The following is a 25,368-nucleotide window of genomic DNA, read 5'->3' as shown; positions in this document are numbered from 1 at the left end:
GGGCCTTTTTCATTTTCTGCGAACAGGTATGCAACGGCTCGGGTCGTCGTCAGCCGTGATAGTCGGCGGGATCGATCTCGAGCAGTTTCAGCCGCCGCCAGAGGGTGGTGCGGCCGATCCCCAGCTGCTGGGCCATCTGGCTGACCTGCCCCTTGCAGGCGTGGGCGCAGCGCAAGATGGCCTGACGCTCCAGCTCGGCCAGGGTGAGCAGCGGTTGTCCCACCACCTCGTCCGCCACCAGTTGATGGCAGTGGCGAATGGCGGCCGGCAGCGCCTCGGGCGGGATCTGCGATTGGCTGGAGTGGAGCAGGGCATGCTCGATGGCACTGCGCAGCTCCCCCAGGTTGCCGGGCCAGGGGTAGGCGAGCAGGCAGTCGAGGGCCGCCGGACTGAACTGGCGCCCCGGCTCGCGCCCCTGCGCCCCCAGCTGCTGGCTGATGAGGCCGGGCAGATCCGCAGTGCGCTCGCGCAGGCTCGGCAGCCACAGTTCGCACGCCTGCAACGCATAGAGCAGCTGCCGCCCGAAGTGCCCCTCCTGCACCTTCTGCTCCAGCGCGGCACTGCTGGTGGCGATGATCCTTACCTTGAGCGGCAGGATGCGGGCCGAGTCGAAGCGCTGGAGGCGGCCGGTCTTGAGCAGTTGCAGCAGCGCCGCCTGCATGGGGGCAGAGAGGCACTCCACCTGCTCCAGCACCAGGGTGCCACCGTGGGCCAGTTCGAACTTGCCGGCCCGCTCCTGTCCCGCTTCGTCGGAGCCCATCAGCTCCAGCGCCATCCGCTCGCTCGGCAGCGCCTGGCAGTTGAGGGTGACGAGCGGGCCGGCGGCCTGCTCGCTGCCAAAATGGATCGCCTCCGCCAACTGGGCCTTGCCTACCTCCTCCTCGCCGCGCAGCAGGATGGGGCCCGGGCTTTGGGCCGCTTGCCGGGCGTAGCGCAGCAGCTTGCGCATGGCGCTCGATTCGCCCACCAGCGCCGACAGCTCGGGCACCGTCTGGCGCAACTGATGGATGGCCCGCAGCCGATCGACCGGGTGCAGCAGCACGATAAAGCTGACGCCGTCCGGCCCCGGCAGCGGCTTGAGGCTCACCAGCGCACTGATGAACTCCGCCTCCTGCCCGCCCACCCGCTCCAGGGTTACCTCCACATGGCTCAGGGTGGTCTGCCCCTTGATGGCGAGCTGCAACCGCTGGGGCAGCAGCAGGTGTTGCTCCAGCGGCTGGCCGAGACAGAGATCCGGGTCGAGCCGCAGCCGCCTGGCCGCCAGGGCGTTGAGGTAGCGCAGCCGACCCTGAGGATCCCAGGCCAGCACGCCGTCATCCATGCCGTCCAGCAGGGCGTAGAGCTCGCTCAGGTGGTGCTGGGACTCCTGCATCAGGGTCTCCATCTGCAGCAGGTGGGCCAGCTCGCGCCCGGCGCTGACGGTGAGCGCCAGATCGCCGGCGCTCGCCTCCTCCACCTTGCAGGTCAGCGCCATGATGGCGACCTGACGGCCGTTGCTGTTGTAGACCGGGCTGGCGCAGCAGTGCCAGGGGTGCAGGGTCTGGTTGAAGTGCTGGGCACCGCTGACGCAGAGCGGCATCCCCTCCAGCGCGGCCAGGTTGATGGCGTTGGTGCCGATGCGCCCCTCGCTGAAGAAGGCGCCGAGGCCGAAGCCGAGTGTTTCCAGCTCCGCCAGCGTGTCGGGGTGGCCGGTGCGTGCCAGCAGGCAGCCGCTCTCGTCGGTGAGCAGCAGGGCGCAGGGGCGCCCCTCCATGAATTCGTAGAGATCCTCGAGCGCCATCTCGCCGGTGGTGAGCAGGTCGCGCTTGCGCTGGCGCAGGCTCTGCAAGGTCTGCCCCTTGGCGCTGTGGGGCGGATGCCAGAGGGTGGCGCTGGTCTGGTGAGCGCAGCGCAGCCAGGAGGCTTGCAGATAGTCAGGCCAGGCCCGGGCTGGCGGCATGGAGGCGGACAGGATGGTCACGACAAGATCCGGCAAAGAGACGAACGCCCATTTAACCACCCTTGCCGGCCTGATTCAGTGACCTGCCTCAGAGGGATGGCAAACCATCCTCGGCGGGAGCGGGGTCGGCAAACTGCAACTCAAGCCAGCGACAGAAGGCGCGGCACTCCGGCATGGTCTCGCTCTCCTGATGCACCAGCAGATGCCACTGCGGCCCCTTGACCCTGTGGGTAGAGAGCGGCAACAGCTGCCCCTGCTGACGAGCGGGACGGGAGAGCCGCTCGCTCACCAGGGCGATGCCGAGCCCCTGGCAGGCGGCGTCCAGCAAGAGGCCGGGATCGGAGAAGTTGAGCCCCCGGGTCTGCAGGTGCAGATCCTCTCCACCCTTGAGGGTCCAGTGGTGCCAGTCCAGCTCCCGCTCCCCGTGCAGGGTGGTACGCTCTGCCGCAGGTAGCGCCAGTACGGCGGGGGCAGCCACCGGCAGCAGACGGTCTGCCAACAGCAGCTGGTGGCGGCACTCGGCCTGGGGAGCCAGCTCCCAGCGCAGGGCGAGATCGATGGTCTGCTCGGCCATGTCGGGCTCTTCGTCGCTGGTGAACAGCCAGAGATCGACCTCGGGATGGGCGCGATGGAACGCCCCCAGCCGCGGCAGCAGCCAGTGGCGGGCGAGGGCGGAGCTGGTGTTGAGCACCAGCTGGTTGGGTTTGCGGTACTGCTCCAGCCGCTGGATCCCCATCGCCAGCTGCAGCAGCACGCTCTGGGTGGTCTCCAGCAGATCCTGCCCCGCATCGGTGAGGGTGACCGAGCGCCCCTGCCGGTGAAACAGCGGTTGGCCCAGCAGCTCCTCCAGCGAGCGGATCTGCTGGCTGATGGCGGACTGGGTCAGGTGCAGCGCCTGCGCCGCCTGATGAAAACTGCCGAGTCGGGCCGCCGCCTCAAAGCCCCGCAGCACGTTGAGCGGGGGCCACTGCTTGAACACCATTGATTAGCTCCACTTATCACTTTTACGGAAAATCGATCGTTTGTTCGCCATCCATGCAGCAGATAGTCTATTACTCAACGTGATTCGATTAACAGCGCTTGTTTTTGATCCCTCTTTTGTTGGGCCCGGACGCTCAGGTTCTAGCCCGTTTTCACAGGAGTCATCTCATGTCATCCCGTCGCCATGTTCTGAAACAGCTGGTCGCCCTCGGCGCCTTGGTCGGGCTGGGTACGCTGCCAAGAGCCCAGGCCGCCGCAACCGTCGCCAGCCCGGCAGACGCCCGCTTCTACATGCCGGAGGAGTCGACGTTTCAGACCCGGGTCTGGGTAGCGTTTGCCGCCAGCGAGGCCATCTGGGGCAGCGACTATCCGGCGGTGCAGGCCACCATAGGCCGGCTGGTGCAGGCCATGGTGCCCTATACCCAGGTGAACGTGCTCTGCCGCGAAGCCGAACAGGCGCTGGCCCGCCAGCTCTGTGGCGAGCAGAACACCCGTTTTGTTGTCGCCGAGCTGGACGACATCTGGCTGCGGGATACCGGCGGCGTCTTCGTCCAGAACGAAGAGGGGGAGCTGGGGCTGGTGGATTTCAACTTCAACGGCTGGGGTGACAAGCAGGAGCACGAACAGGATGCCGGCGTCGCCGAGCTGGTCAACCAGCAGGCCAACGTCCGTTATCTGCAGAGCAAGCTGACCGGCGAGGGGGGCGGCATCGAGGTGGATGGCAACGGCACCGCCATCATGACCGAGAGCTGCTGGCTCAACAGCAACCGCAACCCGGGGGTGAGCAAGGCGCAACTGGAGGCGGAGCTGAAAGCCAATCTGGGGCTGCGCAAAATCATCTGGCTACCGGGCATCAAGGGCAAGGACATCACAGATGCCCACGTCGATTTCTACGCCCGTTTTGTGCGTCCCGGGGTGGTGGTGGTCAATCTGGACAACGACCCGCAGTCCCACGACTACGAGGTAACTCGCCGGCACCTGGCCATCCTCAAGCAGGCCACCGATGCGGACGGCAACAAGCTGGAGCTGCATGTGCTGCCGCCACCACTGGACGGGCGGGACAACCGCTTCAGCCGCAGCCGGGATTTTGCCGCCGGCTACATCAACTATCTGCCGATCAATGGCGCGGTGATCGCCCCCGAGTTTGGCGACAAGGCGGCCGATAGCTACTGCCACGAGCTGCTGGCCCGCCTCTATCCCGGTCGCGAAATCGTGCAGATCAATATCGACCCGGTGGCCGCCGGTGGTGGTGGCATTCACTGCATTACCCTGCACCAGCCGGCCTGATCCTCCCCTACCCACTGATAACTCAGGGCGTTGCGACGCCCCGGGTTATTTATCCACGCCAATTCTTGGTAACCGCGAGCCTCCTGACCCGCCGCAGTCCTATTTCTTGGCCAACGATGCCATATGGTGTGTCACCTTGATCACACTCCCGAGTTATTCAAGAAGTTGAGGCTGGGTGGTGCTTTCAATTGCCGCTCTGGGGGTGTATTTTTGCTCAGGAGTAAACAGAGCCAAAGATGATGCTAAGTGAATAGGTTCAGCTCCAGAGTCAGACCGAGAATATGATGATTTTAAATGAATTTTCGTAGCGGTTATACGAGTGCCTTGGTATTTTATGGAAGGGATTATATGAGGTTGTTAGTACCATCTTTCCTTTAATCACCACTATGTGGGATCGCAAGATAATGAGCATGGATGAATATTCCAAGATCGAACAGTGTATTGTAGCGAGTGATGTTGGCTCTGGTCGAGATGGGATCGGAATAGAGATTTATTCTGGTGGTGACATGCTTCTGGAAATTTTTCGAGATGACACTAAAAAGACCAGAGAGGTGACCTTTTATAAAAAGGAGCTCGATCTTGAGCTTGTCGAGCAAGCAATTACACAGTTCAAAAATAAAATCCCGTGGGAGTTTCAGGAATAAAATAGGCTTACTGGTTGCCAATTCATATTGGTCGCTAAAATGTCATTTACTCATTATTATTAAGCGACTTTTTAATCGGAAATATAAACTGGGAAAGCATGTGGAGTTTGCCGATCTCAATATGTTCTATTACTGGGAAGCTGAATGTCGAGACCGAAATCCAAGCCTGTAGGTACGGTGGCTAGTATATTTAAATCTAATCATTAGCAGCGATTGCAACGGCCATGGTGGGCCGCATTCTGATCTAAAACATTGCCGTCACAATTACGGAAGTGAGTCATGGGAATAGAACTACATATTACACGCGCCAATCATTGGGCCGAAAACAAAGGGTATGAAATTGGAGCAGAAGAATGGCGTATTTATGTTAACACTGACCCAGAACTCCAGTTTTTTCCCGAGAATGGCGACTACTTCGTCCGCTGGAATGGACAGTCAAAATACGAAGACCTATGGCTTAACTGGTTTGGAGGAAACATTTCGACTAAGTGGCCAGATACCGCGTTGTATCGGAAGATGCTCCAGATTGCGCAGCATCTGAACGCCAAAATTCAGGACAGCGATGGTAATCTATTTATCTCTGAGGACGATTGGGAGTTTGATCCAACCGTCCCGCCATCCGCTATCAAGAAGTCCTTTCCTTGGTGGAAAAGAATACTCGGCAAGTAACGCCCAACTAATCATTAAAGCGGGACGCGCCTACTAATTTAACATTAGGGAACAAATGAAACGTCTAATCCCCCTACTTCTGTGGCTATTCTCGTTGAGCCAAAATGTAAATGGATCGGAAGAGCCAGAGGCTTTAGTGAAATCCTTCCAAGCCGATTATTTCTCATGGAATAACTACGCCATAAGAATAGATTCTAATCACGAACCAATTAAATCTATGGAGCTAATAGAAAAGTCATATGAAAAGCTACTAATAAAATATACTCTCCCAGAGTTCAAAGGGGAACCGGTTGCGTATGGTTCAGAGCCGTCTCATGATCCACATAATGAAAGAATCATATTAACACAGCTAAATGGCAACAGTGCTACAATTCGCACTGAGCTGCTTCAACCTTACTACACGCCTGTTTATGAATACCATTTAATTAATAAGGATGGTCGCTGGTACCTGACTCAGGTTTATTTGATTGACAGTGATGGTCAGTATCCCTGTCTTTAGAAAAAATCTAACTAGCCCGTAGGTTCGATTAGCCGCAAGGTGTAATCTGACGTCCGCATAAATCGATTCCCCCGCTATAACGGCCATCCATATTTCCCCTCTGCCAGATGCCGCTGACTCACGGAAATTCCGGGAAAGCGGCATCTCGATCGTCCGATTACGCGTCGCTAATCAAACCTGCATGGGGCGGTAATAAACAAAAGAGCCGCCCGATGGGCGGCTCTTTGTATCAGCGATGGATGGCTGAATCGTCTTTTTACTGAATCGTTATTGAGCCTTGGGCGGTTCCACCGCTGCGGTTGCCGGTTGGTCATCTTCCTTGATCCAGGCATCCAGCAGGGTGTAGCCCACCGCCAGCACCACCGGGCCGATAAACAGGCCGATGATCCCCATCGCCAGCAAGCCGCCGATAACCCCCACCAGAATCAGGATGAGCGGCAGGTCGGCACCGCGTTTGATCAGGAAGGGGCGCAGGAAGTTGTCCATGGTACCCGCCAGCAGTGACCAGACCAGCAGGAAGGTGCCCCAGGTGGTATCACCGCTCCAGTAGAGGTAGCCGACACAGGCCAGCAGCACCGGGAAGGGGCCGATCTGGGCGACGATCAGCAGGAACATCACCACCACCAGGATCATGGTGTAGGGGATGCCGGCAATCAGCAGACCCAGCCCTGCCACCGAGGATTGCACCAGGGCGGTCACCACGACCCCCATGGCCACGGCGCGGATCGCCTGGGAGGCCAGCACGGTGGCGTTGTCGCCGCGCTCACCGGCCAGCCGGTGGGCAAAGCGGCGAATGCCGGTCGCCACCACTTCACCCGAGTGGTAGAGCAGGCCGCAGATGCCGACGGTCAGCAGGAAGTGGACGAACAGCAGCCCCAGGTTGCCCGCCTGGGAGGCGAGCCAGCGGGCGGTCTGGCCAAAATAAGGGGCAAGCTTGGCGAACAGCACCTGACCACCGCTCGCCAAGATCTGCTGCCAGAAGTCGTAGAGCTTGCCGCCAACCAGTGGCGCCTGCTGCAGCCAGAGCAGCTCGGGGGGCGGGGAGTGGCTGATGGTGGTGCCGAGCTCGATCAGCATGGGGGCCTTCTCCGCCACGTTGGCCAGCGCCATGAAGAGCGGGATGACGAACATCAGCAGCAGTACCAGGGTCATGCTGAGGGCCGCCAGGGCGCGCTTGCCCCACAGCAGGCGCTGCACCATCAGCATCAGCGGCCAGGTGGCGATGGTGATCATGGTGGCCCACACCAGGGCGGGCAGGAAGGGGCGCAGCACCATGAAGCAGGAGACGATGAGGAGGCTGAGAAACAGCACTCCCAGGGTTATCTTGGCCAAATCCACTTTTTTCATATTCATAGCAATCCCTTGTCAGGGCCTGGGCCCTTGGGTAGCGGGTCATTATTCACGAGTGAGAGTATCCACCAGAGGCCGGCGCTCAACCAGAGCCCCAGGCAACAATAAAGCAGCCACTGGCCGAGCAGGATAAGCCAGGAGCTGGTCAGCCAGAGCGGCAGTGCCCACCAGAGCGCCCCCAGCGGCAGGCCGCCAAGCAGCGCCAGCAGCGGGGTGCGCCAGCCAGTCTGCACCGTGCGCGGCAGCGGCAACAGCATGCCGAGGGTCAGCCCCAGACTGAAGGTGGCCAGGCCCGCCAGCGCCGAGGATTGGCTCCACCCGGCGGCCAGCGCGCAGGCGAAGGTGAGCCCGGCCCAGCTCCACGACTTGGCCGCCAGGTTGGCGAGGCGGGGATGCAGGGCCAGCAACAAGGCGCCAAGCAGCAGGCCGGCCGCCACATCTGACAGGAAGTGAACCCCGAGCCAGACCCGGGCCAGCCCGGTCAGGGTGGCCAGCAGCAGGGCCAGAGCGATGCTGCGCCAGGGGTTGGCGGGCCAGCACCCTCTGAGCAGCACGCCCCAGAACAGCAGCGCCGAGGCGGCGTGGCCGCTCGGCATGCCGAAGCCCTGGGCGCTGCCTTGTGCCAGCGCGGGATCGAGGTGGAAGGGCCTGGGCCAGCCAATCCCCTCCTTGGCCAGCTGCACCAGCAGGGTGAGGGTCAGCATGGCCAGCAGCAGTTGGCGCACCCGGGGCCAGCCCAGCCAGGGCAGCAGCAAGGGTAGCAGGGCAAGCTGAAAGGCGGCTGAACCGAACAGGTTGCTGACCTCGAGCCAGCGCACCTGGGCACCGAGCCAGGTCTGCAGCTGGTGGATCAGCGGGACTTCCATTTGGTGCAGTGCATTGCCTTCATCACGAAAATCGGGCAGCCACAGTACAGGGCTGTCGGGAATGGTGGCCAGTTGGGGGGCCAGCCAGTCGAGCTGCGCCGGAAAGCGGCGTTGATCATCCGGCAATCGGGCCGGAGCGATCAGCCTGGCATTGAGGATCTCGCCGCCCAGATTGGGGGCCCGCAACAGGGAGACAAAGCCAGAACCTGCCTGTGCGCGAATGGGTTCCAGAGTCTGGCAGGCGAACAGCAGAGCGCGCTGCCATGACCCTAGCTCGGCGATGACCCGGCCCCGCAGGCCGGTCTCTTCGTACAGCTCCCGCAGCGCCGCCTGTTGCGGCGTCTCGCCCGCGTCTATGTAGCCGCCGGTCAGGCTGTAGCGGGACGAGACCCTGTCCTGTACCAGCAACAGCTGTTGTTGATGTTTGACGACGCAGACGGCGGCGCTTGGCGCGGCCAGGGCGGGCAATCTCGCCAGCAGGAGACAAAGCAGCAAAAAACAGTAGCGCGACATGACCGCCTGACGAGTGAGGGAGAATGGGCACAAGCGTCACAGAAATCAGATAGTTGGGCAATGGTTTCAAGTCAAGCTTCGCTACTTGGGGCGGTTGGACGAGGGGCCGGCCGGCTGCGCAAGGATTGCCGTGGGGAGAGGCAGTCCCTAGTATTGGCAGCTATGTTATTTTCATGCAGCAAACCTTGGGACCTTCCATGAAACAGTTTGGCTTTTTTCTGGGTATCGCCATCGGCGTCATCCTGATCCTGTTCGGCAGCATCGTCATCTTCCAGGCCCTGCCTGCCGCTCTGGACGTGCTGGAGATGCCGAGCCGCATCCCCTTTGTGCGCGAGGTTTACACCTGGCTGATGACCAGCGCCAGCGGCCTGACCGGCCAGCTGGAGCAGAACTTCCTGGAGGCGTTCCAGACCGTGCTCAAGCTGATCCTGCTCATCACCTTCATGTGGGTCTGCGTCAAGCTGGTCAACATGGGGGTCTTGATCATCCGTGCCGGGGTGGACCTCATCCGCACCGCCATCGAGCACAGCGAAAGTGCCCAGCCCAAGAAATCCGATCACGACCACCACTTCCAGTGAGCGGATCGCACCATGAAACAGGCCACCCTCGGGTGGCCTGTTTGCATCTTGGGTTTATTCGATCGTGGGCAGGTGATCCGCTGGCGGTGACTGCACCACATCCTGATAGCGGGCGATGAGCCGCTTGAAGGCCTCCCCCTGTCGGACCTTGTCGAGCGCCTGCTGCAGGCGGGCGACCTGTTGTTTGTCCGCCGCCGGGTTGAAGGCGAAGCAGTTGTCCTGATCCGCCAGGGTGGCGACGGTGACGAAGGTATCGGACGAAAAGCCGAGCTGCCTTGCCTGGTGGAACAGCATGACTTCGTTGCCGGCCACCAGATCGGTGCGGGCCATGATGAGCTGGCGCACCACCTGATCCATGCGCTCCACCGACATCAGGTTGGCGGGACTGATGCCCCGGTTGAGCAGCAGCTGCTCCCCCACGTCCGCCTGCATGACCCCGATCTGCAGCTTGGTCAGATCGGCCTTGCCGGTCACCTTGGGGGCATCCCGCTTGCGCCCTACCAGCGAGACCCGCGAGTGGCTGATGGGGCAGACCCAGAGAAAGTGCGGATCCCGCGCCTGGGTGTGGGCTGTGGTAAACAGCACCGCATCCGGCTGCTGGGTCAGCAGGTACCAGGCCTTGGCCCAGGGCATGAAGTGGATGGGCTGCTCCGGCTCGCCCATCTCCTGCCACATCAGTCTCAGCAACTCCACCGCCAGGCCGGTGCTGTTGCCCTTCTCATCCTGGCCGTTGAACGGCATGTTCTGCTCGGAGTAATAGGTGAACGCCGAGGCGGGCAGGGCTGTGCCAAGACAGCAGCAGATCATCAGGCTGAGCAGACGCGACATGGCAGCACTCCTTGCAACAAATCGTCCTTCCAGTTTAGGGGGCTATGTCGAGAAGTTCATGATTTCCCGCGCCCGGTAGCATGGATGGCGAGGGGTTGTGGTGGGGAGCAAGGGGGCGGAAAACAACCAGGCCATCTTGCGATGGCCTGGTGAGGGGCTTACTTGAGCAGGGCTTCCATCTCGGCTTCGGCAGCGGCGCGCGCGGCCTCGGCCTTGGCGGCCGCATCCGTTGCGGTGGCAGTGGCGCCGCTGACCGCCTGCTTGGCGGGCTCGGTCACGGCCTTGGTGGCCTGCTGCTGTACGGTGGCAGTGGCGCTGCTGGCCACTTGCTTGACTGGTTCGGTCACGGCCTTGGTGGTTTGCTGCTGCACGGTGGCAGTGGCGCTGCTGGCCGCCTGCTTGGCCGGCTCGGCCACGGCCTTGGCAGATTGTTGCTGTACGGTGGTAGTGGCGCCGCTGACCGCCTGCTTGGCAGGCTCGGCCACGGCCTTGGTGGCCTGCTGCTGCACGGTGGTAGTGGCGCTGCTGACCGCCTGTTTGGCAGGCTCTGTCACGGCCTTGGTGGCCTGCTGCTGCACGGTGGTAGTGGCGCTGCTGACCGCCTGTTTGGCAGGCTCTGTCACGGCCTTGGTGGCCTGCTGCTGCACGGTGGTAGTGGCGCTGCTGGCCGCCTGCTTGGCGGGCTCGGCCACGGCCTTGGTGGCCTGCTGCTGCACGGTGGCAGTGGCGCTGCTGGCTGCCTTGCCGGCCTGTTGCTGGGCCGAGGTAGCGGCGCCGCTCACGACCTGCTTGGTGGTGTCAGCCATGGTCTTGCTGGCGCCCTGCTGTAGGGAACCCAGCACGCTGCCAAATACCGAGCTGGTGGTGGCCGCTCCGGTGAGACTCTTGGTTGCCGAGCCAGTCAGACTGTTGGTGGCGCCGGTGAGCGCGCTGGTCGCCGGATTGCCCTGCGTCTGCCAGTTCTGCATCTCGGTTGGCCAGCTCGGGGCGCCGGCCGCCAGGTTCTCGCCAAAGACCTGGGGCGTACCATCCCCCTTGAGCAGCATGACGGACATCTGGTTGGTCTGTGAGTTCCACACCATGCCGGCCTGCTTGGCGACGTCCGGCACGGGGGCATAGCGGGAGACCACGTAGAACAGCGGCCCTTCCTGCTGCAGCTCGTTGGCGGTCTTGAGCAACTGCATGGTGCTGTCGTAATTGGGGCCGAGGATGCTGGTCATCCGGTCCTTGATCAGCGGCTGTTCAAACAGGTTGGCTTCATTGGGGTCGAAGCCGACCAGGGGTTTGAGCAGGGCCCACATCAGCTGGCTGGTGGGGCTCATCATCAACAGGGGGGCGACGCAGGCGGACAACATCAGGCTCAGGCAGGCCGCCTGGAGCAACGGCATGATACGCATTGGGATAATATCCAAATAACGATTTGATTAATAAGGTTATATTTGTCGAGAACCGACAAATCCACCGGGGTTTTCCTGCGCCTATTTTGACGGGCATGAGCAGGCGCTGGCAGGCTATCATATTGGCTTGGGAATGCCAGCGAGGGCGCTGCTTATTAATCAAGTTTGTGTCGTTTCCGGTCGCCTGAACCTTCTATCGAGCAAGGAGAGACATCATGTATCTGGGCAAGAGGGTTGGTGGCTGGCTGTTGCTGGCCCTGCTGGGCGGGGCGACCGGCACTGGCGTGGCGGCAGAGCCGAAGCGGGCGGAAGTGGGGACCGAACTGGTGCTGCCGCTGGGCTCGCTGCCGGAGCGAGTCTGCTGGTATCAGGATCAGAAATATTCGCTGGGTGCCAGGATCCAGCAGGGCGACAGCTGGCTGGAGTGCGCCCCGCAAAACGAGCTGGAGAGCAACGGGCCACTGGCCTGGCGCGAGCCGCAAAGGGCGTCGGATGCAGCCGACAAGGCGACAAAGAGCGGCAGCATCAGTGTCGGTCAGTGAGGCTTTTCTTGATCCAGCTAAAGACATGGACGTGACCTCTATCGCATAATGCGGCTCTTTTCCTCTCTTGGCTGGAACCTAAGAAATGGCTCGTCGCTCTTCCAATGCACAACGTCGTCGCAGTAGCTGGTGGTACAAACGCCTGTTGGCAAGGGAGCGGGAAGAGCGCGAAGCGCGTTCCGTCCGGGATTGATACAGCAGTGAAAACAGAGCCTTGGGCTCTGTTTTTTATTCATCACTGCAGACGATCACTGTGACACTCTTTCCATGCACAGCATGGCTGCCGTAACGGGTGGTACAAAGACCTGTTGGCAAGGGAGTGGGAAGAGCGTGAGGGCGCTGCGTCCGGGATGTATACTGCAGTGAAAACGGAGCCCTGGGCTCCGTTTTTTATTTATCAAATACCGTCATGACGAGAACGGGGGCCAGCAGGCCCCCGTTTTGCTTTTGCAGATGTTGGCTGCCTGCGACTTAGCGCTGCAGGGCGGCCAGAGCCAGCTCGACTCGTTTGGCGTACTCGGGGTCGGCCTGCTCGAAGTGCTTGAGCTGGGCCGCGACGATGGCGTCATCCTCCACGTTGATCAGGGAACGTGCCAGGTTGGCGGCGAGGCGCGAGCGCTGCCCCTCGTCCATGATCCGGAACAGGTTGCCCGGCTGGCTGTAGTAGTCGCTGTCGTAGTCGCGAAAATCGTAGTGCAGGGCGGCCCCTTCCAGGCTCAGCGCCGGCTCGTGCTGCTCGCTCGGCTGCTGGGTGCCGAAGCGGTTCGGCTGGTAGTTGGGGCTGGCGCCGCCGTTGCTGTCGGCCCGCATGGCGCCGTCGCGGTGGGCGCCGTGGTGGAACGGGCAGCGCGGGGCGTTGACCGGCAGCAGGCCGTGGTTGACGCCGAGGCGATAGCGCTGGGTGTCACCGTAGGAGAATAGGCGGCCCTGCAGCATGCGATCCGGCGAGAAGCCAATGCCGGGTACCACGTTGGCCGGGGTGAAGGCGGCCTGCTCCACGTGGGCGAAGTAGTTGTCCGGGTTCTGGTTGAGCTCCAGCACGCCGACCGGGATCAGCGGGTAGTCGCTGTGCGGCCACACCTTGGTGAGGTCGAACGGGTGGATCTGGTAGGTCTGGGCTTCGGCCTCCGGCATCACCTGCACATAGACCTTCCAGCGCGGGAAGTCGCCCCGCTCGATGGCGTTGAACAGATCGGCCTGACTGGTCTCCCGATCCTGGCCGACGGCGGTGGCAGCCTCTTCATCGGTGTAGAAGCTGTGGCCCTGCTCGGTCTTGAAGTGGAACTTGACCCAGAAGCGCTCGTTGGCATCGTTGATGAAGCTGAAGGTGTGGCTGCCGTAGCCGTTCATCTCCCGCAGGCTCTTGGGGATGCCGCGATCGCTGAACAGTATGGTGACCTGATGCAGGGACTCGGGATGGCGAGACCAGAAGTCCCAGGCGGCGGTGGCGCTGCGCAGGTTGGTGCGCGGATCCCGCTTCTGGGTGTGGATGAAGTCGGGGAATTTCAGCGGATCGCGAATGAAGAACACCGGGGTGTTGTTGCCCACCAGATCCCAGTTGCCCTGCTCGGTGTAGAACTTGAGGGCGAAGCCGCGCACGTCGCGCTCGGCGTCGGCGGCGCCCTTCTCACCGGCCACGGTGGAGAAGCGCAGGAACACCGGGGTCTGCTTGCCGACGGCATTGAACAGGTCGGCCTTGCTGAAGGCGCTGATGTCATGGGTCACGGTAAAGGTGCCGTAGGCGCCCGAGCCTTTAGCGTGAACCACCCGCTCCGGGATCCGTTCCCGATCGAAGTGAGCCAACTTTTCCATCAACCAGATGTCTTGCATCAGCACCGGGCCGCGGGGGCCGGCGGTGAGGCTGTTGTTGTTGTCGACAACGGGGGCGCCATTGGCACTGTGCAGGGTCTTGTCGTTCATGGTGCTTCTCCTTGTTGGTGAGCCTTGAGTCTATAACAAGGAAAAACCAGGGAACCAATGGGCCCTCCCTCGCCCTTTGATAGGCATCACAAATGGGTGGGGCTGGGGGGATGACCGGACCCTTCTGATGCTGCATGATGAGGTTTTCGAGAAGGAGCCTCAGATGCAGATCACCATTCGTCACGCCGAACCGGCCGATGCCCCCGCCTTGCGGGATCTCTATGCCATGCCCAATGCCCAGGCGGGCACCCTGCAACTGCCCTATCCAACCCTGGGCGTCTGGCAGAAGCGGCTGGAGAGCGGCAGCGTGGTGGCGCTGGTGGCCGAAGTCGACGGCCTGCTGGTGGGCCAGCTCTCGCTGCATATGGAGCCCAACCCCAGGCGCAAGCATGTTGCCTCTATCGGCATGGGGGTGCGGGATGACTGGGCCGGCAAGGGAGTGGGCTCCGCCCTGCTGGGGGCCGCGCTGGAGATGGCCGACAACTGGCTCAACCTGCAACGCGTCGAGCTCACCGTCTACACCGACAATCAGGGGGCGCTGGCGCTCTATCGCAAGTTCGGTTTCATCGAGGAGGGGCTGGCCCGTGGCTACGCCTTTCGCCAGGGTGAGTACGTGGATGCCCTCTACATGGCGAGGATCCGGCCATGATCGACTACCGCCGCCGGCTCATTCCGGTGCTGCGGGCGCTGGAGCAGGATCCGGATCTCTCCATCGAGGCGCTGGCGGAGCGGGCCTGTCTTTCCCTCTACCATTTTCACCGGGTGTTCACCGCCGTGGCGGGCGAGGCGCCGGGGGAGATGTGCCGGCGCTTGCGCATGCAGCGGGCCGCCTGGCAGCTGCGCTACACCGATGCCAGCATCACCGCCATCGCGCTGGGGGCTGGGCTAGGCAGCTCTCAGGCCTTTGCCAAGGCCTTTCGTCGCTACTATGGCTGCACACCGGGCGCGTTTCGCAGTGACAAGAGCAAGAATGGACACCTGGAGAGCAAGGATGGACACGCATGGGATGGCCCGTCCCCTTATGCTGAAGGCCACTCATCAGCAAGGAGCAACACCATGAAAACTGTCGAGATGGATGCCCGTACCCTGGCCTATGTGCGGGTCACCGGCCCCTATGGCGAGGGTTATGATGCCGTCTGCGGCCGCCTGCACCAGTGGGCCGCAGCGCGCGGGCTGGAGGGCGGGGAGTGGATCTTCATCTACCACGACAACCCGGAGGTGACGCCGCCAGCCCAGTGCCGCACCGACATCGGCATCACTGTGCCGCCCCAGACCCGGGGCGAGGGCGAGGTGGAGACCCAGCTCATCCCGGCCGGCCGTTATGCCCAGTCCCGCTACCTTATCACCGACCGCAACCAGTACGGACCGCGCTGGCAGGAGCATGTGGGTGACATAGTGGCGGCCGGGCTGGAGTTCGGCAGCGGCCCCTGCTTCGAGCTCTACCACAGCGTGAGCAACGATCCCCTGCGCGACGACGTGAGTTTCTGCTCCAGCGTACGCTAGGCGTGCTGCCATAAAACGAGGCGCCCCGGGCGCCTCGTTTTGTTTGGGATGGAGACCGGTCGCTTGCGCTGTCGGCCACGGCCGTATCAGGGCCGGCTCGGCACCTTGTCCCGCCGGGATTTCCACCACCAACGTAGCCGGATCTGGGAAATCAGGCATATGGGCCAGCATCAGACGACAGGCCGAAGCTAGCTCGCTCGGCTAGGGTTGGCTGGGCACCTTGTCCCGCCGCGACTTCCACCACCAGCGCAGGCGGATCTGGGAAATCAGCATGCCTGCCAGCATCAGGGCGCAGCCCACCATGGCGCGCTCGTCGAGGGTTTCCCCCAGCAACAGCACGCCACCGATGGCGGCGAACACCGTCTCCAGACTGAGAATGATGGCGGCATGGGCCGGATGGGCGCCGCGCTGCCCCACCACCTGCAGGGTGTAGCCCACCCCGACCGATACCAGGCCGGCATAGAGCAGGGCCTGCCAGCCGGCCACCGCGCCGCTCAGACTGGGAGTCTCGATGACCAGCGCCGTACCCAGGCTGAGCAGGCCGCACACCACGAACTGAACGCCGGCGAGGCGAATGGGGGCGACCCGGCTCGAGTAGTGATCCAGCACCAGCAGGTGTACGGCCCAGAACAGGGCACCCACCACCTGCAGCAGGTCGCCGTAGCCGATGGTGAAATCCTCGGTGACGCTGAGGTAGTAGAGCCCCGCCATGGCGATGAGGGCGCCAACCCAGGTGTTGGCTCCCGTCTTGTGGCGCAGGGCGAGCCCTATCACCGGCACCAGTATGATGTAGAGACCGGTGATGAAACCCGCCTTGGCTGCCGTGGTGTAGAGCAGCCCCACCTGTTGCAGCGAGGCGGCGCTGAACAGTACGGTACCGGCGATGAGGCCGCCGGTCAGCAGCAGACGCCGATCACCGGGCTGGGCGCTGGGTTGCCGGGACTTGAGCCACCACAGTAGCGGCAGCAGGGAGGCGGCCCCCAACAGAAAGCGCAGGCCGTTGAAGGTGTAAGGCCCCATGTGGTCCATCCCGAGTCGCTGGGCCACGAAGCCCAGCCCCCAGATGGCGGCGGCCATCAATAACATCATGTTCGAACGCATAGATTCATCCCTGAAAGACGGACGGGCAGGGCCGTACCGCAAAGCTCCAGCCTCCAAGATAACCGTGCGCGGGGGGATTTGTCTTTAGCTGTCGATGAGGTTGGCTGTGTGAGCGGTTATCCCACGGTCTTGCCGCAGCTCGTGCGGCTCAACCGTTGGCAATGCCGGCCAGCAGCGGGATGAGGGCAAGCAGCAACAGGTTGCCGCGCAGGATCCAGATCACCCAGAACTGCTGCTGGATGGAGACCATGGGGGCGCGCCCCTGGCGCAGGGAGCGGCGCCAGCGGTAGAAGAGACGGCTGGGGTAGCCAAAGCTGATGGCCATCACGCAGAACAGCAGCAGCTTGGTGCGGTAACCCGGATTGGCGAGCAGTACGGACGGCTCGTCGGGGTGGGCGAGCACCTGCAACACCCCGGTGATGAAGATGAGCAGCAGGGCCAGCGCCGCCAGGCCGTCGGCCAGCAGCAGCTTGCGCACCTGCTCGATGGACATGCCGCGACGGAACAGAAAATATTCGGAGGTGATCGCTCCGGTCAGGGTGATCACGGCGCAGTAGTGCAGCGCCATCAACAGATCCGGGTTCAGCATCCTTGTCGATTACCTCTCGTTGAGCAGATGGTCAGCTTCCCTTTGGACGCCATCTCGCGCTGCTGATATTCTGACACTACGCGTTGTCTGGCAATAGCAGGAGTCAGGATTGGATAAACGAGCGGTCTCCAAAAAAACCTGGTCCTTGGTTGCCCGGATGCGTCTGGGCCTGCTTCTGCTGTTCATCCCGGTATTGATGCTGGGGGGCATTTACTACCTGCACATGGAACGCAGCCTGCAAAACGAGTTGCAGCAGCGCCTGCTCGCCACCAATCACCAACTGCGTCACGTCTTCATCGAACCCTATCTGCACGAGATGGAGCGCCAGTTCACTCTCATCTACGACCAGGTGCAGGTGGCGGACATCAGCGGCCCCCGTCTGCACAACACCGAGACCTATCTGAAGGAGTGGCAGCTCTACAAGGGGGTCATGGCCGACCTGGTCTACATCTACATCGGTACCGCCGAACGCCAGATGCTGATCTACCCCGCCTGGCAGGCAGATGCCAACTTCGATCCCAGGGTTCGCCCCTGGTATCAGCTGGCCAGCCAGCATGTAGGCAAGATGGTCTGGACCGAGCCCTATTACGACTATACCAACGGCAATCTGGTGATCGCCCTGGCGCGGGCCCTGACCGACAAGGAGGGAAAGGTGCGCGGGGTCTTTGCGATGGATGCCATCTTGGCCCCCTTCTCGGCCCAGCTGAATCGCCAGCTGGGGGATGGCTACCAGATGGTCGTCAACCAGTCCGGCAAGGTGCTGGCACATCCGGACACCGCCCAGCTGCTCAGACCCATGGCCCATCCCGAGTGGCTCTCCCGCTTCAGCCAGGAGGACGGCATCTTTCTGGACAAGGCCTCCAGCCAGTTCGTGGCCTACAGCAAGCTGCCCGAGCGCAACTGGGTGCTGATCAGCGTGCAGCCGGCGGCCAGTGTGATGGCGGTGGTGGGGCGGGTCTCCCTCAACGTGCAGCTGATGGTGGCGCTGGCCTGCGTGCTCTACGTGCTGCTGGCGCTGGTCTGGTCCCGCTATTTTCGCCGCATGCTCGACGAGATCTCCAGCATGATCCGGGCGAGCCGGATGCAGCCCGATGACGTGCCGCAGGGGGGGATGCGCGAGCTCAGACATGTCTATGCCGAGCTGGCGGAGGTGAGCAAGGATTATCACGAGGCGCGCCAGCAGGCCAACCTCGACAAGCTGACCGGCCTCTACAACCGCCGTTTCTTCGATGAACGCGTCAATCGTCTACTGTTCGAGCATCAGCCGTTCTGCCTGGCCATGGTGGATCTGGACGATTTCAAACGGGTCAACGACACCTTCGGCCATCAGACCGGGGACGTGGTGCTCAAGCGGGTGTCCAAGCTGGGCATGCGACTGCTGGGGGATCACGGCTGGGTCTGTCGCTACGGTGGCGAGGAGCTGGTGGTGCTGCTGGTCAACCCGGATATCCACTTCTGCCAGATGCTGCTGGAGCAGTTCCGCAAGGGGGTGGAGTCACTGGACTGGCGCGAGCCCGAGCTCAGGATCACCTTCAGCGGCGGGCTGGTAGCCAGTCAGGCGGGGATGGATGGCAAGACGCTGCTGGAGATCGCCGATGCCGAGGTGTACCGGGCCAAACGCGACGGCAAGAACCGCATCTATCTGGGCATGCCGGAGGCGAAGAGGCAGGAGGATGCCCCCCCTGCCGACGATGCACTGCTGAGCAAGGAAGAGGCCTGAGGGCCTCTTCTTCATTCAGGAGGCCAGCTGCCAGTCGAGGGTGGGCCAGGCCTGCTCGATGGCGATCTGGCGCAGACCGGGCGCCGGGTTGACTGCGTGGGGGTGGGCCACCGCCTGCAGCAGCGGCAAGTCGTTGTGGGAGTCGCTGTAGCCGTGGCTCTCCCGCCAGGGGTTGGCGCTGGCGGCAAACAGCTGGTTGATGCGGGTCACCTTGCCCTCGCGAAAGCTGAGGGTGCCGCGGGTCTGACCGGTCAGCATGCCGGCCTCCTCGTCGAGCAGGATGGCCACGCAGTGATCCATCCCCAGCATCTGCGCCATGGGGGCTACCAGATGCTCGCCGGAGGCGGAGATGAGCACCAGCTCGTCGCCGCGCTGGCGGTGCCACTCGATGCGTGCCAACCCCTCCGGGTAGATACGATCACGCAGCACCTGCTCGGCAAAGCGGGTGCAGAGCGAGTCGAGCCACTGGCGCGTCTTGCCCGCCAGCGGTTGCAGGGTGAAGGCCATGTACTGGTGCATGTCCATCTTGCCCTGATGGTAGAGGGACATCATCGCCTGCTCTTCGGCGATCATGCTGGCCGGAGCCAGCTCCTCGGCCACCATGTACGCCAGCCAGAGGCTGGCGGAATCCCCGGCAATCAGGGTCTCGTCCAGATCAAACAGTGCCAGTGCCATGGGCGCTCCTCGCAGTAAAAATGGAAATGAAATGCGGTGTCATGCTACCTCACAGAGCTGATCCCGGGCCACCACCAGGGTCACGGCGCTGCCCACGGTCAGCAGAGCGCCGGCGGAGCGGTTGAGGCAGTCCACCGTCAGCAGGCCCGCCGCACAGCTCACCTGATAGCGGATCACGTTGCCGAGCAGCTGCTGCCCGCTGATGACCCCCGGCAGGTGAGGTTCGTCGCTACGGGCACCGGCCGGCAGCAGGGAGAGGGACTCCGGTCGCAGCGCCAGCTTGCCCTGAAAACGGGGGCCGAACAGGGCGCTGGCCTGCTCACCATCGAGCAGGTTGTAGTTGCCGATAAAGCTCGCCACGAACGCGCTGGCGGGGCGGGTATAGATCTCCTCCGGCGTGCCGCTCTGGACGATGGATCCCTTGTTCATCAGGAAGATCCGGTCCGACATGGTCAGCGCCTCCTCCTGATCGTGGGTGACGAAGATGGTGGTGAGCTCGAGGCGCTGCTGGATCTCGCGGATCTGCTGGCGCAGGCTGCGGCGGATGCGGGCATCCAGGGCCGAGAGCGGCTCGTCCAGCAGCAGGATCCGCGGCTGCACTACCAAAGCCCGGGCCAGCGCCACCCGCTGGCGCTGGCCGCCGGAGAGTTCGCTCGGATAGCGGCGCTCGAAACCGGTCAGCTCCACCAGTTCCAGCGCCTCCTGCACGCTGGCGGCGAGATCCCGTCCCGGCTGGGGCTTCATCTTGAGGCCGAAGGCGACGTTGTCCCGCACCGTCATGTTGGGGAACAACGCGTAGCTCTGGAACACCATGCCGATGCCCCGCTTCTGGGGCTCCTGCCAGGTGATGTCTTCACCGGCCACCCGCACCTGACCGCCATCCACCGGGGTGAGCCCGGCCAGCGCCCGCAGCAGGGTGGACTTGCCGCAGCCGGAGGGGCCGAGCAAAGTCACCAGCTCCCCCTTGCGGATACCGAATTCAATCCCCTCGAACACTCTGGTGTCGCCGTAGGATTTGTGCAGTTGATTCACTTCTAGATGGAACATGTTGATTCACCGATGAAATCTGTTCGCCGCCCAGGTGAGCAGCAGGGTCAGCAGGAAGTAGCTCATCACCAGCGCGCTGGTGAAGTGGCCCGAAGTCGCACGCATGTTGTAGAGGTAGACCTGCAGGGTCTCGTAACGGGTACCCACCAGCATGTTGGCAAACACGAACTCGCCGAGCAGGAAGGAGAGCGAGAGAAACAGCGCCGCCAGCAGCCCCTTGCGCAGGCAGGGGATCACCACCAGCAGGAAGGCGCGGGCGCTGCTCGCCCCCAGCAGATGGGCGGCATCCATCAGATCTTTCAGCGGCACCCCCTGCAGGCTGTTGGCCAGCGCCCGGTACATGAAGGGGAGCACCACGGTGAACCAGGTGCCGATCAGGATCCATGGCGTGCCGATAATCGGCAGGGTGCCATCGGCGTAGATCTGCAGCAGCCCGACCGAGGAGACCACCGGCGGCACCGCGAAGGGGAGCAGGATCAGCAGGTTCATCCAGGGATCCAGCTTGGGGAAGCAGTAGGCCACCACCAGCACGGTGGGCACCAGCACCAGGGTGCTCAGCAGCAGGGTGGCGAAGCAGACCAGGAGGCTTCGGCCAAACGCCGCCAGAAAGCGCGGGTCGCCCCACAGCTTGAGATACCAGTCGAGGGTGAAACCGTCCGGCAGCAGGGTCGCCCCCCAGCGGGTGGAGATGGAGTAGAGAAAGGTGGCCAGCAGCGGCAGCAGCAGGGTGGCGACCAGCGCCCCCAGCACCCAGCGCGGCCAGCTCGGTTGCAGATCACGCATGGGATTGCCCCTTGTTCACATAGCTCTTTTTCAACAGCCACTGGTTGGCGGCCGTCACCACCCCCAGCAGCACCATCAGGATCACCGCCAGCGCCGCCGCCATATTGGGCTCGAGGAAGATGTCGCCGGAGACCAGACTGGCCACCCGGATAGTCACCAGATTGAAGTTGCCGGTGGTGAGGGCGTAGGCGGAGGCATAGGCCCCCACCGCGTTGGCAAACAGGATGATCAAGGTGCCGAGCAGCGCAGGCGTCAGCACCGGCAGCGCCACGTGCCACACATACTGTCCCTTGCTCGCACCGAGCAGTGCGGCGGCCTGCGGCCACTCATCCTGCAGCGCATCGAAGGCCGGGTAGAGCAGCAGCAGGGCGAGCGGGATCTGGAAGTAGGTGTAGATGAGGATGAGGCCGCTGCCCGAGTAGAGGTTGAAGCCGTCGATGAGGCCCCAGGATTTCAGCAGCAGAGTGACCGCGCCATTGATGCCGAGAATGATGATGAAGGCGAACGCCAGCGGCACCCCGCTGAAGTTGCCGGTCATGGTGACAAAGGCCAGCAGCAGCCGTTTGACCCGCTCGCCGCTGTGGCGCAGCGCGGCGGCCCCTAGGGTGCCGATGGCAAGCCCCGCCAGACTGGCGATACCGGCAATGCGCAGCGAGTTGCCGAACGATTGCAGGTAGAAGGGGGAGCTCAGGATCTCCCGGTAGTAGTCGAGGCCCCAGCCATCCGGGGTCTGAAAACTGCCCACCAGCACCCACACCATGGGGGCGAGCTGGAACAGGATCATCAGCAGGATGAAAGGCAGCAGCACCAGGGCTGGCAACCAGTGGTGGCGCAGCCGGCGCCGGGTGGTGGCGGGTTGATCCGCCAGGATCTCGGTGGTGGCGGGCATCATCAGTGCACCTCCGGCTGGTTGCCGGCCTTGAGCAGCGGCGGGCAGCTCGGCTTGTCGTGAGTCACCCCCAGCAGGTCGGCCATCAGGGCGCAGAGCTGGGTCTGCTGCATGGCGGGGCCGGCGGGCCACTGGGCCACAAACGCATCGCCAAACAGCCAGAGCGGTACCCGGCGCTCCTCGGCCAGGGTGCCGCCGTGACTCAAGTCGTTGTTCATGCCGTGATCCGAGGTGATCACCACCTGATACCCCTCCGCCAGCCACTGGGGCAGCAGGTCGGCCAGCAGGCTGTCCATCCGGCGTGCCTGATTGCGGTACTGGCGGGAATCGAGGCCAAACTGGTGGCCGGCGTCATCGACCCCCATTGGGTGGATCAGCAGGAAATCTGGGTCGTGCTGGCTGCGCAGCCACTCGCCGTCCATCAGCAGATGGCTGTCGGGGTAGCCGTCATCCCAGTAGAAGCAGCCGTGCTGGATCGGCAGTCGCTCGTCATGGGTGAAGCGATCGCGGGCCGCTTGCCAGGGGCTCTGGTTGTAGAGCTCGCTCACCCAGTAGTAGGCCGCCGCCGCGGTGCGTTTGCCGCCGGCCCGGGCCAGATGGAAGATGGACTCCTGCCGGCTGAGACGGCTCACCCCGTTGTGGGTGATGCCGCTCTCCACTGGTGTCGACCCGGTCAGGATGCACTCGTAGAGGGGCCGGGAGAGGGAGGGCAGGGCGCAGCTCAGGGTTGCCTGCAACCCCTGCTCCGCCTCCACCATGCCTGCGAGGTAGCCCATGCAATGGGCTACCTCGGCAGAGAGGCCATCCACAAGTACCACTATCACCTTGTGTTGCACTGGCCGCTCCTTATTGCATGTTGATCATGACGGTTTCCTGCCACTGGCGCGGCAGGGCCTTGGAGCTCTGCTCCCAGGCGGCGTGATCCTGGACCGGCTTGGCATTGGCGTACTGCTCGGCCGGCAGCAGCTTGGCCTTGACGTCGTCCGGCAGGGTCACGTTGCTGCGGATCGGGCGGGCATATCCGCGCGCCAGGTTGATCTGGCCGGCGTCGGAGAGGATGTATTCCCGCGCCAGCTTGGCGGCGTTGGGGTTCTTGGCCCACTTGTTGATGATGGTGGTGTAGCCGGCGATGACGGAGCCGTCGCTCGGGATCACCACCTCAAACTTCTTGGGGTCGATCTGGTCGCGGTAGTTCAGCGCGTTGAAGTCCCACAGCACGCCCACTTCCACCTCGCCCTTCTCGATGTTGGCGATGGTCGGGTCATTGAGCGACAGACGGCCCTGCTTGGCCAGCTGGCCGAACAGCTCCAGCGCGGGTTTCAGATTCTTCTCGCTGCCACCGGTGGCATAGGCCGCCGCCAGCACGCCGTTGTTGGCCTGGGAGGCAACACCGACGTCACCCAGAGTCACCTTGTAGTCGCCACCCAGCAGGGACTGCCAGCTGGTGGGGGCGGCCTTGACCAGATCCTTGTTGATCAGGAAGGCGATGGTGCCGGTATAGGCCAGCATCCAGTGACCGTCGGCATCCTTGGCCCAGTTGGGAATGTCGGCCCAGGTGGAGGGTTTATAGGGCTGGGTGACCCCCTGCTTGACCGCTACCGGGCCGAAGGCGCCGCCCACGTCGCCGATGTCGGCGGTGGCATTGGCCTTCTCGGCGGCAAACTTGGCGATCTCCTGCGCCGAGCTCATGTCGGTATCCTGATGCTTGATGCCGTAGATGCTGCCGAGCTGCTGCCAGGTATCCTTCCAGTTGGCCCAGCTGTCGGGCATGCCGATGCTGCTGAGCTGGCCTTCACCGCGGGCGGCCTTCTCGAGATCCGCGATATTTTCGGCGGCAAACAGTGGCTGACTGATGGCCACCAGGGCCAGTGCACTTGCGATCACGCTTTTCATCATCCCATCCCTCTGGACTAGGTCAGTTAAGGTTCGAGAGGGATGCTAGAGGGGAAATATGACGGTGGCGGGGCGCTTTGATGGCAGTTTGATGACAATCGCCCTGTCATGTCGCTGTCATCCACAGCGGTTACAACTCTGAACCCAAGTGAAGCTGGACTACTCCAGCAAGGGCTAAGCCAGCCGCCGCAGTCAGGATGAGCGACAGGGACATGAGCGTGATTGAATCGAGATTGAGCGAGCGGGTCGCGGCCGATGGCCGCGCCTCCAAGTGTGAACAGATTTGCCAGACCCTGCGCCGCTATATCGGCAGCGGCCAGCTGGCGGCAGGGCAGCAGTTGCCCGCCGAGCGGGCGCTGAGCGAGCGCTTCGCCACCACCCGCATCACCATCAAGGAGGCGCTCTCGAGCCTGGAGGCGGATGGACTCATTTATCGAGCCGAGCGCCGTGGCTGGTTCGTGGCGCCGCCAAGACTCACCTACGATCCCGCCATCCACACCCACTTTCACCAGTGGATCGGCGAGCAGCAGCGCACTGCCGAAACCCGGGTGCTGGCCCACGGCAGCGAGCTGGCCAGCAGCGAGCTGTGCCGCTGGATGGGGCTGGATCCTTTTACCCCGCTGTATGAAATTCGCCGCCTGCGCCTCATCGACGGTCGCCCGGTGCTGCACGTCAGCCACCATCTGCTGGCCAGCCGGTTTCCCGATATCGCCAGCGCGCCGCTGGCCAGCTCCCTCACCGAGCTCTATCAGCAGCGCTATGGCATAGGCCAGGGTGGGGCGAGTCTCGAGATCACCCCCTCGGCGGCGCGCGGCGCCATCGCCCGCGCCCTCAATCTGGCGGAGGGGAGCGCCGTGCTGCGGCTGGTGCGGGTCAACTATGACGAGCGGGGGGCGCTGGTGGATTGCGACATCGAACACTGGCGGCCGGATGCCATCCGTATCTGTCTCGATACGCGAGTATTGCAGCCGCTTGCAGGCAAGCTGCAGCAAATCCGGCTCGCCGACTAGGGGATATCCAGAGCACTGGCGGGTACAGTGGCAATCCGCATCTGTCTCGATACGCGGGCATTGCTGCCGCCTGCATTCGACAGGCCAGCGCAGATCCAGCTTGCGGATCAGGGGTGATCCAGCGTGCTCTGGCGGGTCATGCCTG

25 protein-coding genes are annotated in these 25,368 nt (G+C 63.0%); 10 read left to right on the top strand and 15 right to left on the bottom strand.

From position 1 onward, the window contains the following. Positions 1 to 49: 49 nt before the first annotated feature. Together dhaR and R2E40_RS21255 are read right to left on the bottom strand one after the other, a co-directional pair. Entirely contained in the window at positions 50 to 1,960 is a 1,911-nt protein-coding gene (gene dhaR, locus R2E40_RS21260; protein ID WP_318164341.1) for a dihydroxyacetone kinase operon transcriptional regulator DhaR, read from the bottom strand. A 67-nt stretch (positions 1,961 to 2,027) separates the two neighbouring features. Then, the gene (locus R2E40_RS21255) at positions 2,028 to 2,921 is read right to left on the bottom strand and encodes a LysR family transcriptional regulator (protein ID WP_318164340.1); all 894 of its coding nucleotides are present in this window, start codon (positions 2,919 to 2,921) and stop codon (positions 2,028 to 2,030) included. 167 nt (positions 2,922 to 3,088) lie between these two features. Between R2E40_RS21255 and R2E40_RS21250 the strand changes: the two genes are divergently transcribed. The 4 genes from R2E40_RS21250 (at position 3,089) to R2E40_RS21235 (ending at position 6,019) form a co-directional block, all read left to right on the top strand. Then, entirely contained in the window at positions 3,089 to 4,207 is a 1,119-nt protein-coding gene (locus R2E40_RS21250) for an agmatine deiminase family protein (RefSeq protein WP_318164339.1), read from the top strand. 410 nt (positions 4,208 to 4,617) lie between these two features. Then, entirely contained in the window at positions 4,618 to 4,851 is a 234-nt protein-coding gene (locus tag R2E40_RS21245) for a hypothetical protein (RefSeq protein ID WP_318164338.1), read from the top strand. 279 nt (positions 4,852 to 5,130) lie between these two features. Beyond that, complete coding sequence (locus tag R2E40_RS21240) at positions 5,131 to 5,520, top strand: hypothetical protein (protein WP_318164337.1); 390 nt, start codon at positions 5,131 to 5,133, stop codon at positions 5,518 to 5,520. Positions 5,521 to 5,575: 55 nt separating this feature from the next. Beyond that, positions 5,576 to 6,019, top strand: coding sequence for a hypothetical protein (locus R2E40_RS21235; protein ID WP_318164336.1), 444 nt, complete (start codon positions 5,576 to 5,578; stop codon positions 6,017 to 6,019). 267 nt (positions 6,020 to 6,286) lie between these two features. Here R2E40_RS21235 and ydiK read toward each other — a convergent pair whose 3' ends face one another. Next, complete coding sequence (gene ydiK / locus R2E40_RS21230; RefSeq protein WP_318164335.1) at positions 6,287 to 7,372, bottom strand: AI-2E family transporter YdiK; 1,086 nt, start codon at positions 7,370 to 7,372, stop codon at positions 6,287 to 6,289. Continuing rightward, positions 7,369 to 8,748 (bottom strand): phosphatase PAP2 family protein, encoded by a 1,380-nt coding sequence (locus R2E40_RS21225; protein WP_318164334.1) that lies wholly within the window; start codon positions 8,746 to 8,748, stop codon positions 7,369 to 7,371. The genes ydiK and R2E40_RS21225 overlap by 4 nt, the downstream gene beginning before the upstream one ends. A 197-nt stretch (positions 8,749 to 8,945) precedes the next feature. Between R2E40_RS21225 and R2E40_RS21220 the strand changes: the two genes are divergently transcribed. After that, positions 8,946 to 9,326, top strand: a complete 381-nt coding sequence (locus tag R2E40_RS21220) for a hypothetical protein (RefSeq protein WP_016352248.1) — start codon at positions 8,946 to 8,948, stop codon at positions 9,324 to 9,326. 54 nt (positions 9,327 to 9,380) lie between these two features. On the opposite strand, the gene R2E40_RS21215 is transcribed toward R2E40_RS21220, so the two are convergent. Next, positions 9,381 to 10,154 carry a substrate-binding periplasmic protein gene (locus R2E40_RS21215; protein ID WP_029305219.1) on the bottom strand — a complete coding sequence of 258 codons (774 nt, stop codon included), beginning with the start codon at positions 10,152 to 10,154 and terminating at the stop codon, positions 9,381 to 9,383. A gap of 158 nt (positions 10,155 to 10,312) precedes the next feature. After that, entirely contained in the window at positions 10,313 to 11,551 is a 1,239-nt protein-coding gene (locus tag R2E40_RS21210) for a hypothetical protein (protein ID WP_318164333.1), read from the bottom strand. 215 nt (positions 11,552 to 11,766) lie between these two features. On the opposite strand from R2E40_RS21210, the gene R2E40_RS21205 reads away from it, so the two are divergent. Next, complete coding sequence (locus R2E40_RS21205; protein ID WP_318164332.1) at positions 11,767 to 12,093, top strand: YnjH family protein; 327 nt, start codon at positions 11,767 to 11,769, stop codon at positions 12,091 to 12,093. A gap of 471 nt (positions 12,094 to 12,564) precedes the next feature. Here R2E40_RS21205 and R2E40_RS21200 read toward each other — a convergent pair whose 3' ends face one another. Next, positions 12,565 to 14,013, bottom strand: a complete 1,449-nt coding sequence (locus R2E40_RS21200; protein ID WP_044800997.1) for a catalase — start codon at positions 14,011 to 14,013, stop codon at positions 12,565 to 12,567. 163 nt (positions 14,014 to 14,176) lie between these two features. On the opposite strand from R2E40_RS21200, the gene R2E40_RS21195 reads away from it, so the two are divergent. Both R2E40_RS21195 and R2E40_RS21190 read left to right on the top strand, forming a co-directional pair. After that, positions 14,177 to 14,662, top strand: a complete 486-nt coding sequence (locus R2E40_RS21195; RefSeq protein ID WP_318164331.1) for a GNAT family N-acetyltransferase — start codon at positions 14,177 to 14,179, stop codon at positions 14,660 to 14,662. Continuing rightward, positions 14,659 to 15,516 carry an AraC family transcriptional regulator gene (locus R2E40_RS21190; protein WP_219255996.1) on the top strand — a complete coding sequence of 286 codons (858 nt, stop codon included), beginning with the start codon at positions 14,659 to 14,661 and terminating at the stop codon, positions 15,514 to 15,516. Before R2E40_RS21195 ends, R2E40_RS21190 begins: the two co-directional genes overlap by 4 nt. A gap of 201 nt (positions 15,517 to 15,717) precedes the next feature. Here the strand turns inward: R2E40_RS21190 and R2E40_RS21185 are convergent, their stop codons facing one another. Next, positions 15,718 to 16,617: a DMT family transporter gene (locus R2E40_RS21185; RefSeq protein WP_049048069.1), complete on the bottom strand. Its 900-nt coding sequence runs from the start codon at positions 16,615 to 16,617 to the stop codon at positions 15,718 to 15,720. 148 nt (positions 16,618 to 16,765) lie between these two features. Next, positions 16,766 to 17,206 (bottom strand): DUF2214 family protein, encoded by a 441-nt coding sequence (locus R2E40_RS21180; protein WP_011707672.1) that lies wholly within the window; start codon positions 17,204 to 17,206, stop codon positions 16,766 to 16,768. Between the two features lie 109 nt (positions 17,207 to 17,315). Between R2E40_RS21180 and R2E40_RS21175 the strand changes: the two genes are divergently transcribed. Further along, positions 17,316 to 18,926, top strand: a complete 1,611-nt coding sequence (locus tag R2E40_RS21175; protein ID WP_318164330.1) for a diguanylate cyclase — start codon at positions 17,316 to 17,318, stop codon at positions 18,924 to 18,926. A gap of 15 nt (positions 18,927 to 18,941) precedes the next feature. Here R2E40_RS21175 and R2E40_RS21170 read toward each other — a convergent pair whose 3' ends face one another. Genes R2E40_RS21170 through R2E40_RS21145 form a run of 6 tightly spaced genes read right to left on the bottom strand, consistent with a single transcriptional unit; the run spans position 18,942 to position 24,213 of the window. Further along, a complete protein-coding gene (locus tag R2E40_RS21170; RefSeq protein ID WP_252453556.1) occupies positions 18,942 to 19,601 on the bottom strand; it encodes an HAD family hydrolase in 660 nt (219 codons plus the stop codon). A 39-nt stretch (positions 19,602 to 19,640) separates the two neighbouring features. Next, positions 19,641 to 20,648, bottom strand: a complete 1,008-nt coding sequence (locus R2E40_RS21165; RefSeq protein WP_318164329.1) for an ABC transporter ATP-binding protein — start codon at positions 20,646 to 20,648, stop codon at positions 19,641 to 19,643. A gap of 6 nt (positions 20,649 to 20,654) precedes the next feature. After that, positions 20,655 to 21,431, bottom strand: coding sequence for an ABC transporter permease (locus R2E40_RS21160; RefSeq protein ID WP_318164328.1), 777 nt, complete (start codon positions 21,429 to 21,431; stop codon positions 20,655 to 20,657). Then, positions 21,424 to 22,323 (bottom strand): ABC transporter permease, encoded by a 900-nt coding sequence (locus R2E40_RS21155; RefSeq protein WP_318164327.1) that lies wholly within the window; start codon positions 22,321 to 22,323, stop codon positions 21,424 to 21,426. Before R2E40_RS21155 ends, R2E40_RS21160 begins: the two co-directional genes overlap by 8 nt. Beyond that, entirely contained in the window at positions 22,323 to 23,156 is an 834-nt protein-coding gene (locus R2E40_RS21150; protein WP_318164326.1) for an alkaline phosphatase family protein, read from the bottom strand. The genes R2E40_RS21155 and R2E40_RS21150 overlap by 1 nt, the downstream gene beginning before the upstream one ends. A 10-nt stretch (positions 23,157 to 23,166) precedes the next feature. Beyond that, on the bottom strand, positions 23,167 to 24,213 hold the full coding sequence (locus R2E40_RS21145) for an ABC transporter substrate-binding protein (RefSeq protein ID WP_017410788.1): 1,047 nt from the start codon (positions 24,211 to 24,213) through the stop codon (positions 23,167 to 23,169). A gap of 197 nt (positions 24,214 to 24,410) precedes the next feature. Here R2E40_RS21145 and R2E40_RS21140 point away from each other — a divergent pair, with 197 nt between their 5' ends. After that, on the top strand, positions 24,411 to 25,223 hold the full coding sequence (locus R2E40_RS21140; protein WP_318164325.1) for a UTRA domain-containing protein: 813 nt from the start codon (positions 24,411 to 24,413) through the stop codon (positions 25,221 to 25,223). The last annotated feature ends 145 nt before the right edge of the window (positions 25,224 to 25,368 follow it).

The sequence above is a fragment of the Aeromonas sp. CD genome (genome assembly GCF_033349375.1).
GTDB classification, from domain to species: domain Bacteria; phylum Pseudomonadota; class Gammaproteobacteria; order Enterobacterales; family Aeromonadaceae; genus Aeromonas; species Aeromonas hydrophila.
The sequence above is the reverse complement of the archived record's forward strand: the minus strand, read 5'-3'. Positions and strand labels throughout refer to the sequence as shown.